16 protein-coding genes are annotated in these 16,184 nt (G+C 66.0%); 4 read left to right on the top strand and 12 right to left on the bottom strand.

All coding sequences use genetic code 11. The features are described from left to right. Positions 1 to 61 precede the first annotated feature (61 nt). Complete coding sequence (locus tag BLM15_RS24045; RefSeq protein ID WP_126115115.1) at positions 62 to 931, top strand: dienelactone hydrolase family protein; 870 nt, start codon at positions 62 to 64, stop codon at positions 929 to 931. 64 nt (positions 932 to 995) lie between these two features. Here BLM15_RS24045 and BLM15_RS24040 read toward each other — a convergent pair whose 3' ends face one another. From BLM15_RS24040 to BLM15_RS24020, 5 genes are all read right to left on the bottom strand, one after another. Then, entirely contained in the window at positions 996 to 1,592 is a 597-nt protein-coding gene (locus BLM15_RS24040) for a CarD family transcriptional regulator (RefSeq protein WP_126115114.1), read from the bottom strand. Between the two features lie 393 nt (positions 1,593 to 1,985). Next, positions 1,986 to 2,321, bottom strand: a complete 336-nt coding sequence (fdxA, locus tag BLM15_RS24035) for a ferredoxin FdxA (RefSeq protein WP_126115113.1) — start codon at positions 2,319 to 2,321, stop codon at positions 1,986 to 1,988. Between the two features lie 159 nt (positions 2,322 to 2,480). After that, positions 2,481 to 2,792, bottom strand: coding sequence for an RNA-binding S4 domain-containing protein (locus tag BLM15_RS24030; protein WP_126115112.1), 312 nt, complete (start codon positions 2,790 to 2,792; stop codon positions 2,481 to 2,483). A 25-nt stretch (positions 2,793 to 2,817) separates the two neighbouring features. Next, positions 2,818 to 6,153 carry a helicase-related protein gene (locus BLM15_RS24025; RefSeq protein ID WP_126116334.1) on the bottom strand — a complete coding sequence of 1,112 codons (3,336 nt, stop codon included), beginning with the start codon at positions 6,151 to 6,153 and terminating at the stop codon, positions 2,818 to 2,820. 313 nt (positions 6,154 to 6,466) lie between these two features. Further along, complete coding sequence (locus tag BLM15_RS24020) at positions 6,467 to 7,357, bottom strand: alpha/beta fold hydrolase (protein WP_126115111.1); 891 nt, start codon at positions 7,355 to 7,357, stop codon at positions 6,467 to 6,469. Positions 7,358 to 7,547: 190 nt separating this feature from the next. Here BLM15_RS24020 and BLM15_RS24015 point away from each other — a divergent pair, with 190 nt between their 5' ends. Beyond that, positions 7,548 to 8,738 (top strand): hypothetical protein, encoded by a 1,191-nt coding sequence (locus BLM15_RS24015; protein ID WP_126115110.1) that lies wholly within the window; start codon positions 7,548 to 7,550, stop codon positions 8,736 to 8,738. Beyond that, entirely contained in the window at positions 8,735 to 9,403 is a 669-nt protein-coding gene (locus BLM15_RS24010; RefSeq protein ID WP_126115109.1) for a hypothetical protein, read from the top strand. Before BLM15_RS24015 ends, BLM15_RS24010 begins: the two co-directional genes overlap by 4 nt. A 2-nt stretch (positions 9,404 to 9,405) precedes the next feature. Here BLM15_RS24010 and BLM15_RS24005 read toward each other — a convergent pair whose 3' ends face one another. Next, complete coding sequence (locus BLM15_RS24005) at positions 9,406 to 10,236, bottom strand: DUF3108 domain-containing protein (protein WP_126115108.1); 831 nt, start codon at positions 10,234 to 10,236, stop codon at positions 9,406 to 9,408. 253 nt (positions 10,237 to 10,489) lie between these two features. Between BLM15_RS24005 and rpmB the strand changes: the two genes are divergently transcribed. Continuing rightward, the gene (gene rpmB, locus BLM15_RS24000) at positions 10,490 to 10,777 is read left to right on the top strand and encodes a 50S ribosomal protein L28 (RefSeq protein ID WP_126115107.1); all 288 of its coding nucleotides are present in this window, start codon (positions 10,490 to 10,492) and stop codon (positions 10,775 to 10,777) included. 53 nt (positions 10,778 to 10,830) lie between these two features. Here the strand turns inward: rpmB and BLM15_RS23995 are convergent, their stop codons facing one another. The 6 genes from BLM15_RS23995 to cobS form a co-directional block, all read right to left on the bottom strand. Continuing rightward, a complete protein-coding gene (locus BLM15_RS23995; protein WP_126115106.1) occupies positions 10,831 to 11,844 on the bottom strand; it encodes an esterase-like activity of phytase family protein in 1,014 nt (337 codons plus the stop codon). Beyond that, positions 11,841 to 13,739 carry a cobaltochelatase subunit CobT gene (cobT, locus tag BLM15_RS23990; RefSeq protein WP_126115105.1) on the bottom strand — a complete coding sequence of 633 codons (1,899 nt, stop codon included), beginning with the start codon at positions 13,737 to 13,739 and terminating at the stop codon, positions 11,841 to 11,843. Before cobT ends, BLM15_RS23995 begins: the two co-directional genes overlap by 4 nt. Next, positions 13,736 to 14,203 carry a GNAT family N-acetyltransferase gene (locus tag BLM15_RS23985; RefSeq protein ID WP_126115104.1) on the bottom strand — a complete coding sequence of 156 codons (468 nt, stop codon included), beginning with the start codon at positions 14,201 to 14,203 and terminating at the stop codon, positions 13,736 to 13,738. The genes cobT and BLM15_RS23985 overlap by 4 nt, the downstream gene beginning before the upstream one ends. After that, complete coding sequence (locus BLM15_RS23980; protein ID WP_236846403.1) at positions 14,200 to 14,676, bottom strand: GNAT family N-acetyltransferase; 477 nt, start codon at positions 14,674 to 14,676, stop codon at positions 14,200 to 14,202. The genes BLM15_RS23985 and BLM15_RS23980 overlap by 4 nt, the downstream gene beginning before the upstream one ends. Positions 14,677 to 14,690: 14 nt before the next feature. Continuing rightward, positions 14,691 to 15,041 (bottom strand): GFA family protein, encoded by a 351-nt coding sequence (locus BLM15_RS23975; RefSeq protein WP_126115103.1) that lies wholly within the window; start codon positions 15,039 to 15,041, stop codon positions 14,691 to 14,693. A gap of 67 nt (positions 15,042 to 15,108) precedes the next feature. Continuing rightward, positions 15,109 to 16,098: a cobaltochelatase subunit CobS gene (cobS, locus tag BLM15_RS23970; RefSeq protein ID WP_126115102.1), complete on the bottom strand. Its 990-nt coding sequence runs from the start codon at positions 16,096 to 16,098 to the stop codon at positions 15,109 to 15,111. Between the last annotated feature and the right edge of the window lie 86 nt (positions 16,099 to 16,184).

Raw genomic sequence — 16,184 nt, 5'->3', positions numbered from 1 at the left:
CTGCCGCTTTCCTTTCGCCTTGTGGTAGCCTTGCCGCATCCGTCAGGACAGGGAGGCAGCCATGGCGCTCGATCGCCGCATCGTCGAACTCTACGACGAATACACCCACAAGCCGCTCGACCGGCGCAGCTTCATGAACCGGTTGATCGCCATCGCCGGCTCTGCGGCGGCCGCCGAGGCCGCGCTCTCGCTCTTGGAGCCCAACTATGCCCAGGCCCAGCAGGTCACGGCGGACGATGCCCGTATCGAGAGCAAGCGCATCGACGAGACCATCGGCGGCGTGAAACTCAAGGGCTATCTCGTCACGCCGAAGACTCAAGCAAAGCGCGGCGGTGTCCTGGTCATCCATGAGAACCGCGGCTTGAACCCGCATATCGAGGACGTCACCCGGCGCGCTGCACTGGCCGGCTTCAGCGCCCTCGGGGTCGATTTCCTCACTCCGCTCGGCGGCACGCCGGCCGATGCCGATGCCGCCCGCGCCCTGTTCCCGCAACTCAAGCCCGAGGATGTCATCGCGCAAGGGCGCGCAGCACTGGCGTTTCTCAAGGCGCGGCCGGACGCGACCGGCAAGGTCGGCGCAGTCGGCTTCTGCTGGGGCGGTGGCGCGGTCAATGACCTCGCCGTCAACGCGCCGGAGCTCAATGCCGGCGTCGTCTTCTACGGCCGCTCTCCCGACCTCGCCAAAGTCCCGCAAATCAAGGCGCGGCTGCTGATCCAGCACGCCGCCCGCGACACCCGCCTCGTCGAGGGTCTGCCGGCCTATGAGGCCGCGCTGAAAGCGGCCGGCGTCAATTACCAGGCGATCGTCTACCCTGACGTCGACCACGCCTTCCACAACGACACCAGCGCCGAGCGCTACAATGCCGCGGCCGCCAAGCTCGCCTGGGAGCGCACGATCGCCTTCCTCGCCGCCGAGACCGGCGCAGCCTGACACGAAAAAGCCCGGCGGAGCGATCCGCCGGGCTTTTCTGTAATCCAGTGTCGGGAAGCTGCCCTCAAGCGGCCTCTTCCTGCAGGTCCTCGTCGCCCTCTTCGGCTTCGGCCGCTTCGGCGGCCTCACCCTTGCCGGCGCGACGCGGCGACTTGGCGAGCTGGCCCTCGATCTTCTTCAGCGCCTCGGTCTCAGTGATCTCCTCGACCACCGCGATCTCGCGGGTCATCCGATCGATCGCCGCTTCGTAGAGCTGACGCTCGGAATAGGACTGCTCGGGCTGCGCCTCGGAGCGATAGAGATCGCGCACGACCTCGGCGATGGCGACGAGATCGCCCGAATTGATCTTGGCTTCGTATTCCTGGGCCCGGCGCGACCACATGGTGCGCTTGACCCGGGCGCGGCCAGTCAGCGTCGCCAGCGCCTTGCCGACGATCTCGGCATCGGCAAGCTTGCGCAGGCCAACGCTCGCCGCCTTGGCCGTGGGCACGCGCAGGGTCATCTTGTCCTTGGCGAAGCTGACCACGAACAGCTCGAGCTTGAAGCCAGCGACTTCCTGCTCCTCGATCGCCGTGATCTGACCGACGCCATGGGACGGGTAGACGACGAACTCGCCCGTCCTGAAGCCCTGGCGCACAACAGTCTTCTTCGCAGTGGACATGCCGTTTCGACTCCTGATTTCCCCGCCGGAGGCGGAGACGCGACTTTCAGTCGCTGGTCGGGATGACCGGCGACTCTCTGCCTGACACGACGGGAACGACCTTCTGGTCTTGTTTCCCCGACGCAACACGCTCCCTCAGCCGATTGTTTCTTGCTGACCGCCAGCCACGAAGACAGCGACACGCCGAGCCTTCTGGCCGGTGGTGCATTGCTGCCGTCTCAGGGGGTGCCCCGTTTGTGTGACCTCGCAGGGGCAGGCGGAACGAACTCGACTGTGGCTTGTAGATACCACAAAAATCGCGCCGAATCAAAGGTAAACGGAATGCAAACACCACCGGGCCGCGTTGCGGCCGGCCATGGTTAATCGCAATTACCGTCTGACGTAAGGTAAGATTCAGTCGCCTTCGCCGGGTTCCGGCGATAGAAGTTCGAGCTTGCCCGGCACGCCGTCGAACTCCTTGGCGTCGGCGGGGCTGTCCTTCTTTTGTGTGATGTTGGGCCAGCTCGCCGCAAACTTCGCATTGAGCTGCAGCCAATTGTCGAGACCAGGCTCGGTATCTGGCTTGATCGCCTCGGCCGGGCATTCCGGCTCGCAGACGCCGCAGTCGATGCACTCGTCAGGATGGATGACGAGGAAGTTCTCGCCTTCATAGAAACAGTCGACCGGACAGACCTCGACGCAGTCCATGTACTTGCACTTGATGCAGTTCTCGGTGACCACATAGGTCATGACGCTGTCCTTCCGATCGGCCGGCGCTTTTTAGAGCCGGTCGAGAGAATGTTTCAAGGCCCTGTCACGACCGGAAACGAGATCAAACTTCCATCGAAACCAACGTTTCGAGAAGATTTTTCGCGGGCGTGCCAGCGCTCGCCACATCTGACACGCGCTCTATCCCGCGGGCTCGTCGGGCGCAAGCGGCGCATCGCCGCGCTCGGGGCCGCTCAGCACCTCGTAGAGCGTCTGCGCCTGCTCATAGGAGCCACGCCGGGCGGCGAAGGCGGTCACTCGCACCACCAGCGTCGCATGCGGCAAAGCGAGCGTCAGCACATCGCCGGGCTTGAGGCCGAGCGCCGGATTCTCGACGCGCTTGCCTGCGACCCGGACATGCCCCTCCTCCACCAGCTGCACGGCAGCGGGCCGAGTCCGCGCGAAGCGCGCGAACCAGAGCCATTTGTCGAGGCGTTGCCGATCTTCCCGCAAGCGGAACCTCGAAGCTACCTAGAACTCAGCTCTTGCGGCCGTCATTGCCCTCGAGCTGGGCCTTCAGGGCCAGGAGCTTGGCGAAGGGCGAGTCCGGATCGGGCTGACGCTCGGCCGGACGCGGCCTGGGCGGCTGCTGGAAGCGCTGTTCCTTGCCGCCGCGCTCGTCGCGGCGCGGACCGCCACCAGGGCGACCGCCATCACGCTTGAACTCCGGCCTCGGACCACGCTCGGGACGTCCATCGCGTGGCTGGGCGTTGCGGCCCGCTCCCTCCGGCGCCGCTGGCGTGCCCTCGCCGCCAGTTGGGCGCGGCCCGTTCCAGCCGCCTTCACGCCAGCGATTGCGGTTCGGCGGACGCTGTCCGCCCGGCTTGCCCTCGCCACCTTCGGCAGGAGCAGTGGCTTCTGCGCCGGCGCGCCGATCAGGCCGACGGCCACGCTGTCCCTGTTCGGGACGCCGGCCGCCCTGATGACGATGCGGCCGCCAGATCTCGATGAGTTCCGGTTCGGCCGGCGGAGTCGCCTCGACAGCCGCAGCAGGCTCAGCCGCCGCGGTCTCGGCTTCGGCTTGAGACACGGCTTCCGTCGCCGGCTCGTCGCTCGGCAGCACCAGCGTCGGCATCGCATCGGCCGACACCGGCTCGGCCAGGCTGACCAGCTCTTCTTCGACTGGTGGCGCGGCAGCGACATCCGCGTCGGTCAGAACCGGAACATCAGGCGTTTCGCCTACTGGCGCCGCACCGTCGGCGCTCTCGGCCGCGACCTCGCTATCGGACGAGGTAGCTTCGTCCAACGCTTCGACTTGCTCGGTCGCCGAGGCCGTGTCGGCCGCGGGCGCCTCAACTTCCGGCGCAGCAGCGGCAACGGGCTGCGGCGCGACGGCGAGCGCCGCGGTGATCGCAGGGCCCGGCCGCTTCTGCGAGACGTAGCCGAGCGAGCGCAGGATCGAGGCGAAATCCTCGCCGGCGCAGCCGACGAGCGAGGTCATCGCCCCGGTCGCGACGAAGCCGTCCTGATCGGCGGTGCCCGCCGGCGGCTGGCCAAGCGTCAGGCCCGGACGATAGGCGATCGCGGGCCGGATCAGGTCCGCCAGCCGCTCCAGGATGTCGACACGCACAGCCCGCTCGCCGCAGACGCGGTAGCCGGCAGCGCGATAGAGCCCCTTGGGCACGTCCTTGTTGGCCGGGAACGAGGTTCGTCCCGACGAGGCGAGATGCGAGATGTCGTCGAGCCCGGCAGCCTCCGGATTGCCGTGCTTCAACGCCCAGAGCTGGGCGGCAAGCGCGCGCGGCGCCGGTTTCAGCAGGGCCGGGACATAGAGATGGAAGGCGCCGAAGCGGATGCCGAGCTGGCGCAGCGCCGCACGACCTTCCTGGTCGAGCGTCTTCATCTCCTCGGCGACCTTGCTGCGCTCGAGCACGCCGAGCGCCTCGGCCGTCTGATAGGCGATGCCGCGAGCAATGCCGGCGGCACTCTCGGCATTCTCCAGGATCTGGAGCGGGCCGAGCAGCTTGGTGATGTGATGCTTCAGCCAGGCGGCCAGTCGGGTCTCGATCTGCTCGCGGGCCTGTGCCGGCAGATGGTCGTCGACCATCAGGCGCAGGCGCGGCTCCAGCACTTTCTCGCCGGCAGTCAGGCGCGCCACCGGCTCGCCGATCCAGCGCACCAGCCCATCATGCGACAGCACGAAGGCATCGTCGCCGGCCAGCACAACGCGCGAGGCGCGTGCCTCGAGCTCGCCAGCCAGCGCCTTCAGCGCCGCAGCATTCAGCGCCTTCGCTTCCGGCCCACCCGCCTTGGGATCGGCCGTGAAGCGAAAGCCTTGCAGCAATCCGACGTGCTGACCCTCGACCAGGACATCGCCGGTCGCGGTGACTTCGGCCTCCAACATTGCATTCTCCCGCAGGCGACGCATCAACACGCTCGTACGCCGATCGACGAATCGGCTGGCAAGCCGTTCGTGCAAAGCGTCCGACAGCCTGTCCTCTACAAGACGCGCCACCCCCTGCCAATGCTCTGGATCGAGCAACCAGTCCGGCCGGTTGGCAACATAGGTCCAGGTCCGGACCTGGGAGATGCGGGCCGAGAGGGTGTCGATCTCGCCATCAACGCGGTCGAGGGCGGCCAATTGGCCGGCATACCAGTCCGGATCGAGCCGGCCATGACGCATCAGGCGCAGATACAAAGTTGTCGCCAGCTCGGCATGCTGCATCGGTGCGATCTTACGGTAATCGGGCAGTCCGCAGACCTCCCAGAGCCGCGTCACAGCCGGTTTGCCCTGGGCCAGTCGCGCGATGTCCGCGTCGCGCGCGAGGATTTCCAGTGTCGTCATGTCCTCGGCAATCAGGGCGCGGGTCAGTCCCTGCTCCTGCGGCTGGACGTTGAGGCTGTCGATCAGGCCGGCGATCGAACGCAGATCGAGATCGGAATTGCGCCATTGCACTTGCCGGACAGATTCGAAGCGATGGTCCTCGATCGCCTCGACCAGTTCCTGCTCGAAGGGCGGCGAGCGCCCGGTGGTGCCGAAGGTGCCGTCACGCAGATGCCGGCCGGCTCGCCCGGCGATCTGGCCGAACTCGGCCGGATTGAGCTTGCGATAATGATGACCGTCGAACTTGCTGTCGCCCGCAAAGGCGATGTGGTCGACATCGAGATTGAGCCCCATGCCGATCGCGTCGGTGGCGACGAGATAGTCGACATCGCCCGACTGGTAGATTTCGACCTGGGCATTTCGCGTGCGCGGGCTGAGCGCGCCGAGCACGACCGCCGCCCCGCCCTTCTGCCGGCGGATCAGCTCGGCAATGGCGTAGACCTCCTCGGCCGAGAAGGCGACGATCGCCGAACGCCGTGGCAGGCGGGTGATCTTGCGGTCGCCGGCGAAGGAGAGCTTCGACAGGCGCGGCCGCGAGACGACGTTGACACCGGGAATGAGCTGTTCGACCAGCGGCCGCATCGTACCGGCGCCGATCAGCATCGTCTCTTCGCGGCCGCGATGATTGAGGAGGCGATCGGCGAAGACATGGCCACGGTCGAGATCGGCGGCGAGCTGGATCTCGTCGATGGCGACGAAATCAACCGCGAGGTCGCGCGGCATCGCCTCGACCGTGCAGACCCAGAAGCTCGGCCGCTCCGGCTTGATCTTCTCCTCGCCCGTGATCAGCGCGACCGCCTGCGGCCCGACCTTGTCGACCACGCGCTGATAGACCTCGCGCGCCAGCAGGCGCAGCGGCAGGCCGATCATCCCGGTCGGATGCGCGACCATCCGCTCGATAGCGAGATGGGTCTTGCCGGTATTGGTCGGGCCGAGCACCGCCGTGACACCGCGGGCGCGGAGCGAAGGCGGAAGGGAACGAGGTTGGATCAAGACGCTGGAGCTTTCCTGCAGTCCGGGCGGCCGCGAGCCCTATCGAGTCGGGCGGCGTAAAAGCAACCCGATTCGTGAACAGAACGAGTCCGGAACGAAGCGGGGGCGAATCGCTGACTCCCACAGAATCAGGTTTCGTTCACGGCGAGATATTGCGGCAAGCGATTCAAAAACCACAAGATTTTGAATCGCCTTCATTATCCATCCTTCGCCGACTTGCGCGCGCGAGGGCCGCTTTCGCTCATGTAGGCGTCGCGGGCGAGAAGACGAGAGGGGCCGCCGAAGATCGCGGCAGGCAACCACGTCCCGATCAGTCCGCGAAGACCTCGGCAAGGACCTGCGCCGCCTCGTCCGGCGCCTCGACATGAACGAAATGGCCGGCGCTCTCGCAGAAGGTCACTTCGACATCGTCGAAATAATGCGACAGGAAAGTCGACCATTCGGATTTCAGGATCGGATCGTGTCGGCCCCAATGCACCCTTGTGCGCTGATGGATCGGCACGGACGGTGCTGGATGACCGTCGATCGCGGCGATCCGCGCCGCATTCTGGCTGCGATACCAGTCGAATCCCCCACGCAGATTGCCGGGCTTCATGAAATTCTCGACGAAGGCGTCGAAGACTGGCGCGAAAGCCTCCTTGCGATGGCACCAATGCGTCAGGAAGTGCCCGAGATAGAGCGCGCAAGCCTCGCGACTGGAACCGATCAACTGCTCCGCCAGCGGTAATTGCTGGAAGGACTGGTACCAGATCTCGTTGACATGGCCGTCGCGGACCCAGGCGGAGCCGACGCTCGGTGTCGGGCAGTTGAAGAACAGCAGCTTCTCGACCCGCTGCGGATGACGCCGCGCCAGACCCTGCGCGACATAGGCGCCGACATCGTGGCCGACGACGCCGACCCGGCCAAGGCCGAGCCCCTCCAACAGCGCCGCCATGTCGTCGGCATGGCTGTTGGCGCCGACATCGCTGCGCGGTCCCACCGATTTCCCGCTATCGCCGAAGCCGCGCAGATCAGGCGCGATCAGCCGGAATTCACCATGCAGCCGGTTCATTAGCGGCAGCCAACTCATCCAGAACTCCGGCCAGCCATGCAGCAGCAGCACCGCCGGCCCGTCGCCGACCTCGGCGACATGCAAGACGGTATCGCGCACGACGACCTGGCGATGCCTGAGGCCGGGAGGCAAGGCGAAATCGCTGGACATGACGGCTCCGGAGGCGAATCGCCGGAAAGGCTATCCCCTCACCCGGAGATCCTGCAATTCGTCGAACGGCAAAGCCTCCACGAACTGCGAGTCAGATGGCAGCTGAAGCGCCGGCGGGGATAGGAAGCGATCTTATCCCCGGCGGTTCCGGCGGCCTCAGAATGGCGCACTCCAAACCAGGGAGCACGCCATGCCGGACCAGCCGCATCATTCAGCCAGTGACAGCGCGCATTGGCACGAGATCGTTCTTCTGCGCCGCCGGCTTGTCTCGCTGAAGGCGCAGACGCGGCTGCTCCGGCACGAGCTCGCCCGCAAATACAATCCGGACCAGCCGCGCGTACCGGCCGGCAGTGAAGGTGGTGGGCAATGGACCAGCGGCGGAGGCGGCGGCGATCCGACGCTGACCGGAACCGACTGGCTCGGCGATCTCGGCAATGCCCTGTCTACCGCGCTGAGTTTCAGCGACACCGTCGCCGACACCAGCGGCGAGGAGAACTGGGCCTTCTATCAGGACGCAACGCGTCCGGATGGCTCCCTGGCCGAACGTGCCATCGTCAATCGCGACGGCTCGACCATCCAGTCCGAATTCGCCGAGCCCGGCCGTCGCAGCGACTGGGACGAGCGCCACACCGTCACTTTGCCCGAGGGCGGCAAGACCACCTTCGAGACCGCGGGTCGCACCCAGACGATCCGGAACGGCGGCCCGGACGGCGAGGTCGTTTCCCGCTCGACCTGGACCGAGCGCGGGCCGGAGCGTGAGGCGACGGTGCAGGAGGCGTTTGCACCGCTCGTGGTCGCTCCGGCCGCCGCAGAAATCACGATCACGACCGCGCTGACGCTCTTCACCTGGCTGTCGGCGCGGAACAAGATCGATGGACTGCAGGCCGTCGCCGGCTTTAGTGCGCGAGAGTTCCAAGGGGATGGAAGCAGTTCACCAAGGCTGGACTTCGTCGCCAACCTGACCGAGCAAGAAGCCGACCGCGCTTGCAATCGCCGAGAGACCGTCCAGGAGCTATTGGACAAAGCAGCTCGCGACGCCGGAAGCCCAAGCAACTACCCGAATGCTGGAGCTTACGGAACCGCCGTGCATACCCGTGTGAAACGCGGCGTCGATAAGGAGAGCGACCCTAATTTTCGAGCCGAGATTTCCGCGTTCAGAGAGGAGGTAGCTGGTGATGGCGCAAGGCGTTACGGACTCAGACATACATTCCGAGCCGATGTCGTCGAAAGAGCCAGCGAGACGACTGCCTGCGGCTACGATCTCAAGACCGGCAACGCTATACTCGGGCCGAAGCGCGCCGCTGAATTGGTCGTCCTGATGAAACGGCTCTATCCGAACGCTCACCGGTTCATCATCATGCAGATGAAGCCACGCAAATGACGACAGCCCGGCAAATTCGCCAACTCTTTGCGCCGCTGCTCACTGAGAATCCGGATATCGTCCTGCACAAGAACTACATCTACCTCAAACCGGTAAGCCACGTGCACCGATGCATCGGCATCGGTCGATCAGGTGGCCGCGACGCTTTCATCGTAACAGCCGCAGTCAATTTTACATTCAACTTGTCAGGCGTGATCTGGGAATGGCCGCTCGGAATTCGAGGCTATGGCTGGTGCTGGAGCGATCCGGATATGCCAGATTTGTTCAAGCGGTTGGTTGGGCAGGCACTCACGCAGTTACGAACGATCGCCACACTGGAGGATTTTGCCCCATTTGCCTCGCGGGACATGACCTTCATCACGAGTCCGCTTTACGCGCACAAGGATTGCCAACTCCGCGTCGACATCGCCCTAGGCAATCTCGACAAGGCGCTCGCTGATTGTCGCGAGCTCGATCGGTTACGCGGGCCTGCACCTCACACGGAATATTTTGCGCGGCTCTGGAGCAGGGTCGTCGACCCTGCTCTACCTCTCCTTGAACGGCGGGATGTGGCCGGCCTGACAAGGCTGCTGCGCGAATGGCAGGCGACCTACATCGAAGTCACGGGTCTGGGGGGCTCTTTCGACCCCACGCCCTTCCCGCTCGAACTTGCAGCCGGCGCCTGACCTCAATTCCGCGTCGCGGTCGCCGTCACGTCCGGATCGACCTTGAAGCTCGAGGCCTCGATCACCGCGGTGCCGATCATCGTCTTCACCGAGATGCGCACCGGCAGCATCATGTTCGTCCCGGCGACGGGGGCGAGCCAGGTCGAGATCTCCTTGTTCTCGGCCATGAATTTGGTCGAGGGCCGCAGGGAGCGGTGGCCGGCGATCGGCACATAGCGCGCCTGGCAGACCGAAACCGGGCCGCTATAGCCGTCGATCTTGATCTCGCGCGTGCCGGAATAGCTCAGCTTGATGTCGTAGCGCGCCGCGCCGTCGAAGATCGCCAGCGTGCGGTTGCAGGCGGCCGCGCCGCCGCTGCGCCCGGAGGTCTCGACCGGCATCAGGAAGGCGCTGAGCGGATCCATGATGTTGCGCTGGTGCTCGTCCTTGAGCGGGACGCGATCGGGCTTGGCGTCGATCGGCGGCTCGATCGCCAGCGCCTGCACGGCGTTGCGGTCGAGCGCCATGCGCACGGTGCGGCTTTCGCTGGAATTGGCCGAGGAAACGGCAAAGGTCGCCGGCGAGAGCCTGCCGCCATTGAGATTGCCGGTCGCCGCGCCCGAGCCGCGCCCGCCGGTGAAGCTGCCGACGAGCCCGGTCAGCTTCGCATTGGCGTCGAGCTTGTAGCTGCCGCCGTCGATACCACCGGACAGGTTGGCCTTGCCGAGAGACAGGCCGAGCAGCGAGACGTCATAGGTCGCGTCGAGCGAGGCCGCCTGCGCGGCCGGCGCCGACAATGCAAGCATCAGCGCCGCGAGGCGGGCGCTGCTGGCAGACGGCAAAGCGAGCTTCATTGCGCAGGCTCCGGGCGCGACCAAGGACGTCGCATGCACTGAGATTCGGTCCGAATCGTGACTGGCTCGCGCCAGCTTGGCGGGATAATGGTTACCGAGATGTTTCCGCAGGCGTTTCCGCGCACGTGCCTTGACGGGCCGCCAGCCGGCGGCTATAGACCCGCCACTTCAATTTGACTTCCGGTGCTTGCCTGCCGGCACGTCGCGTGTCGGCATTTCGCGTTGAGCATTCGGAGATTTTGGGAACACGATCATGGCCCGCCGTTGCGAACTGACCGGGAAAGCCACCCAGACCGGCCACCTCGTCAGCCACTCGAACCGCAAGACCAAGACGGTCTTCCGGCCGAACCTGGTCAACGTCACGCTGCAGTCCGATGCGCTCGGCCGCTCGGTCCGCCTGCGCGTCTCGGCGAACGCGCTGCGCACCGTCGACCATCGCGGCGGCCTCGACGCCTTCCTGGTCAAGGCTCCGGCCGGTGATCTCTCGACCGGCGCGCTGACGCTGAAGCGCGACATCGAGAAGAAGCTCGCCGCCAACTGAGCGGGCTTTTCCCTCGGGACTGAATGAAGCGGCCGCAAGGCCGCTTTTTTCGTTTACTGCGCGAGCTCGAACTCCAGCAGCACGGTCCGCTGCAGGAAGGTCGAGAAATTATCGTCCGAGATCAGGGTGATGATCGTCCGCCCGTTCTCCAGGTGGACCGCCATCCCCTCCATATTGTCGATCTCCTGGCCGAGATCGGCCTCGATCAGGACAGGACCGTCCAACTGCTCGCCCGGCCGAATCGTGCCGGCGGCGATGCGGCGGATGCGCATGCCGACGCCGCGCAGCGGCTTGTACCAGCGCTCCAGCAGCAGCAAGTCGCCGCCCGGCAGGAAGGCGAGATCGGTGATGTCGTAGCCGTCGCGGCGGATCACCTGCAGCGTGCCCGGCTGGCGCCCGCCGATGATGAAGCCCATGGTCGGCTCGTCCTCACGGCCGGAGCGCTCGGAAATCGCGATCAGCGCACCGGCGAGAGGATGGCCGGCCGGCAGCACCCCGAGCGCCTCAAGCCCGCGATTGCTCGGCAGACGCTTCAGCGCCGGCGGGGTCGGCACCAATTGCGCTCGCGCCTCGACGCCATGACGGGCGAAATCGAAGCGCAGGATGTCATGGGCGCGCTCGACGCCGATGAAGGCGACCCCGCCCTGTATGGCCAGCGATTCGGTATCGTAATAGCGGGAACGATGCAGCGGCTTGCCGGAGGCGCCGAGGATCGGCGCGAGCTCGGCCTCCTCCAGGCCTGAGAGCTTGCCCTGACTGCTGCGCGCAAGCTTGGCGGTCAGCCAGAAACCATTGTCGGTGATCGCGACGATCCGCGCCCCATCGGGCGAACGCCAAAGCCCCGAGAAGCCTCCGAAGCGGGGGTGACTGCCCGAAAGCTGAAGTCCGCCGCGGAAGATCAGCTGGCCGAAGCGGGTCTTCGCGGGATTGCCGGGCTCGAAACTCGCGATCGGCCGCGAAGAGACGCTGACCGGAACGCGCGCCGGCTCGAGGCTCTGCGCCCTTGCAGGCAGGCTGAGAGCCGCCGCGCCGAGGCCGGCGATGACGCTGCGACGGCTCAGGCTCATTGCAGGCGGCGCGAGCCTCGCGAGCCCGATCCGGCGGCGGCATCCTCCTCGAACAGCTCCGCCAGCTTCTCGGTCATCACGCCGCCGAGCTCCTCGGCGTCGACGATGGTGACGGCGCGGCGATAATAGCGCGTGACGTCGTGGCCAATGCCGATCGCGATCAGTTCGACCGGCGAGCGCGTCTCGATCTCGGCGATGATATGGCGAAGATGGCGTTCGAGGTAGCTGCCGGCATTGACCGAGAGCGTCGAATCGTCAACCGGCGCGCCGTCCGAGATCACCATCAGGATCTTGCGCTGCTCCGGCCGGCCAAGCAGGCGCTTATGCGCCCAGTCGAGCGCCTCGCCGTCGATGTTCTCCTTGAGCAGGCCCTCGCGCATCATCAGCCCGAGATTCTTGCGCGCCCGGCGCCAAGGGGCATCAGCCGCCTTGTAGATGATGTGCCGGAGATCGTTGAGCCGGCCGGGATTGGCCGGCTTGCCCGATTGCAGCCAGCTCTCGCGCGAGAGTCCGCCCTTCCAGGCGCGGGTGGTGAAGCCGAGCAATTCGACCTTGACGCCGCAGCGCTCCAGTGTGCGCGCCAGGATGTCGGCGCAGGTCGCTGCGACCGTGATCGGCCGGCCACGCATCGAGCCGGAATTGTCGATCAGCAGCGTCACCACCGTGTCGCGGAAATTCGTGTCCGATTCCTGCCGGAAGGAGAGCGGCTGGAACGGGTCGATGATGATGCGCGGCAGCCGCGAGGGATCGAGCGCGCCCTCCTCCAGATCGAACTGCCAGGAGCGGTTCTGCTGTGCCATCAGCCGGCGCTGCAAGCGGTTTGCCAGCCGGGCGACGACGCCCTGCAGATGCGCCAGCTGCTTGTCGAGATAAGCGCGCAGGCGCGTCAGCTCCTCGGCGTCGCAGAGCTCCTCGGCGGTGACGATCTCGTCGAATTTCTGGGTATAGGCCTTGTAGTCGGTCTGCGGCCGGTCGTTGGCGCGGCTGTCGCGCGGACGCGGCGCCTCGCCGGCCTCCTCGGCCTCGGAGTTCTCGTCCTCCTCGTCCCAGTCGCCAGCCGGCGCGTCGGCAGCCTCGGAGGCGCCCTCCTGCAGCTCCTCGGCAGCGTCCTCGCTGGTCTCGGTCTCGGAGCGCTCGCCCTGGCTCTGCTGCTCAGCCTCGCCCTCTTCCTGCTGCTGCTCCTCGGAGGACTGATCCTGATCGTCCTCGTCCTCATCGGACTCGTCGCCCTGACTGCTCTGCTCGGCCATATCGAGCGAGACCAGCATGTCGCGCACGGTGCGGGCGAACCCGCGCTGATCCTCGATCGTCTTGGCCAGCCGATCGAGATCACCGCCGGCCTTGGCTTCGATTTGCTCGCGCCAGAGATCGACCAGCTTCTCCGCCGCCTTGGGCGGCTTCAGGCCGGTGAGGCGCTCGCGCACCAGCAGCGCAAGCGCGTCCTCAAGCGGGGCGTCGGCGCGATCGGTGATCTCCTCATAACGACCGCCGCGATGATAGCGGTCCTCCAGCATGGCCGAGATGTTGCTGGAAACCCCGCTCATCCGGCGCGAACCAACACATTCGACCCTGGCCTGCTCGACTGCGTCGAAGACCGCGCGCGCCGCATCGCCCTCGGGCGCGGCACGGCGATGGACCGCGGAATCGTGACAGGCGAGGCGCAACGCCATCGAATCAGCATGGCCGCGCAGGATCGCGACATCGTTTGCGGTGAGCTTGCGCGGCGGCTCCGGCAGGCGGGCGCGCTCGCCGACCAGCGAGGGTTTGTCGGCCGCGAAGACGATCTCCATCTCCGGCTTGCGCGCGATCGCCTTCATCGCGCCCGAAACCGCGCGCTTCAGCGGCTCCGCCGGCGCTTCCTTCGGGGTCCCGGGCTTGCGGTTGGAGATGCTCATAGCGCCTTCATGAAGTGATGGAAGGTCTGGCCGGCCACCGGATAGTCGTCCATGCGGCCGCATTCGCGATAGCCCATGCGGGGATAGAAGTCCGGCGCCTGAATGCTCATCGTGCCGAGATAGACACCGCGTGCGCCGTAGTCGCGCGCGGCCTGCTCGGCCATGGCGAGCAGCGCCTCGCCGTGTCCGGCACCGCGATGGCCCTCGTCGATCCAGAACAGATCGACATAGAGCCACTCCCATTTCAGCTCGCCGACGAGACCGCCGACCATGGCGCCGGCCTCATCGCGCAGACTCAAGGCCAGGGGCTGCGTATTGCGCGGCCCGACCTTGGACTCGTTATGCGCAGCAAGGCCGCGCAGGACGACCTCGCGCGTCGCGGCAAAATCCGCCTCGCGCTGGATCGTGGCTCCGCGCGCCTGCGGCTCCTCGGCCATGTCGTGTTTGCGGTTCGAGGTGCTCATAGCGTCTTCGTCAACCAGAACCGCGAATGCCCGAGGGGGAAATTCTCCAGCTCTCCGAAAACACGATAGCCCTGCTTCTGGTAGAAGCCCGGCGCCTGGAAGCTGAACGTGTCGACATAGGCCTGCGTCGCACCGAAGGCCCGCGCCTCGTCCTCCAGCCTGCCGATCAGCTCCGCCCCGCGCTCGGCGCCGCGGAAAGCCTCGTCGATCCAGAAAAGCTGAATGAAGAGCCAGCCGCACCAGAGTTGCCCGACAATGCCGCCGACGATCTCGCCGCCCTCGCGCAATGTGATCGCGACGTCCTTCGCGGAGACGGTACCGAGCTTCGAGCGATTATAGTCGCGCAAGCCCTTCAGGATCGCGCGCCGTGCCGGCCCGACCGCGCGCTCGACCCGGATCGCAGCCGGCTCGCCGGCCGCCCGTGTCGCAGCGCTCGCTTTAGGCTTGGCTGGCTTGCGGCTGGCACTCGGCACGATGCACTCCCGCCCTACCGCGCCCGTCCGTCGTACTGGATCGACGCCAGCTCGGTCGGCTCGACGCCTGCCAGGCACCGTACATTGATCGCGATGGTCAGCGTGCCGTCCGGCGCGTTGGCGCGCGCGAAGGATTCCATGCCGCAAGTCTCGCAGAACAGATGCTGGATCTTCTGCGAGTTGAAGCGGTACTCGGTCAGCGCATCCTCGCCCTTGGTCAGAGTGAAGTTCGTCGCCGGGCTGAAGGCCAGCACCGAACCGCGGCGCTGGCAATAAGAGCAGTTGCAGGTGATCGTCTTGGCAAGGTCGGCCTCGACCTCATAGGCGACCCGCCCGCAGTGACAGCTTCCTTCGTACCTTGCCATGCTCGGCCTCCTGCTCGTTGAGCGCGTTCCGATCGCAAAAGTGGCTCCCACTTTTGCGGAACGTGCTTCAGCTCAGAACGACGTTGACCGCGCTCTCCGGCAACTCCTTGCCGAAGGAACGCTGGAAGAACTCCGCCACCAGCGTGCGCTCCATCTCGTCGCACTTGTTGAGGAAGGTGACGCGGAAGGCGAAGCCGATATCGCCGAAGATCGCCGCGTTCTCGGCCCAGGTGATCACGGTACGCGGGCTCATCACGGTCGACAGGTCGCCGTTCATGAAAGCGTTGCGGGTCAGGTCGGCGACGCGAACCATCTTGTTGACGATGTCCTTGCCTTCCGGCGAGGTCTGATAGTGCTTCGACTTGGCGAGCACGATCGCGACCTCGTTGTCGTGAGGCAGGTAGTTCAGCGTGGTGACGATCGACCAGCGGTCCATCTGGCCCTGGTTGATCTGCTGGGTGCCATGATAGAGGCCCGAGGTGTCGCCGAGGCCGACCGTGTTGGCGGTGGCGAACAGCCGGAAGGCGGGGTGCGGGCGGATGACGCGCTTCTGGTCGAGCAGCGTCAGCTTGCCGGACTGCTCGAGCACGCGCTGGATCACGAACATCACGTCCGGACGGCCGGCATCGTACTCGTCGAAGACCAGCGCGATGTTGTTCTGCAGCGCCCAGGGCAGGATGCCGTCCTGGAACTCGGTGATCTGCTTGCCTTCCTTCAGCACGATCGCGTCCTTGCCGACGAGGTCGAGGCGCGAGACATGGCTGTCGAGGTTGACGCGGACGCAGGGCCAGTTCAGCCGGGCCGCGACCTGCTCGATATGGGTCGACTTGCCGGTGCCGTGATAGCCCGAGATCATCACGCGGCGGTTATGGGCGAAGCCGGCGAGGATCGTGATCGTGGTGTCGCGGTCGAAACGGTAATCCGCGTCGAAGTCGGGGACATGCGCCTCGGGCTTGGAATAGGCCGGCACCTCCAGATCGCTGTCGATCCCGAAGACCTGACGCACGGACAACTTCATGTCCGGCATTCCGGGGGCGGAGGCAGTCGTCGTTGTCATCGTTCTTCTCCGGGCGCAGGACAGGGGCCGGCAGAAGATCCGGTGTCCTGGAGCCGACCGAAAGGGAGGCGTGTGGAACTTCCTTA

Origin of the sequence: Bosea sp. Tri-49, from assembly GCF_003952665.1 — a bacterium.
Classification (GTDB): domain Bacteria; phylum Pseudomonadota; class Alphaproteobacteria; order Rhizobiales; family Beijerinckiaceae; genus Allobosea.
Note: the sequence above shows the minus strand (reverse complement) of the source record. Positions and strands in the feature narration are given on the sequence as shown.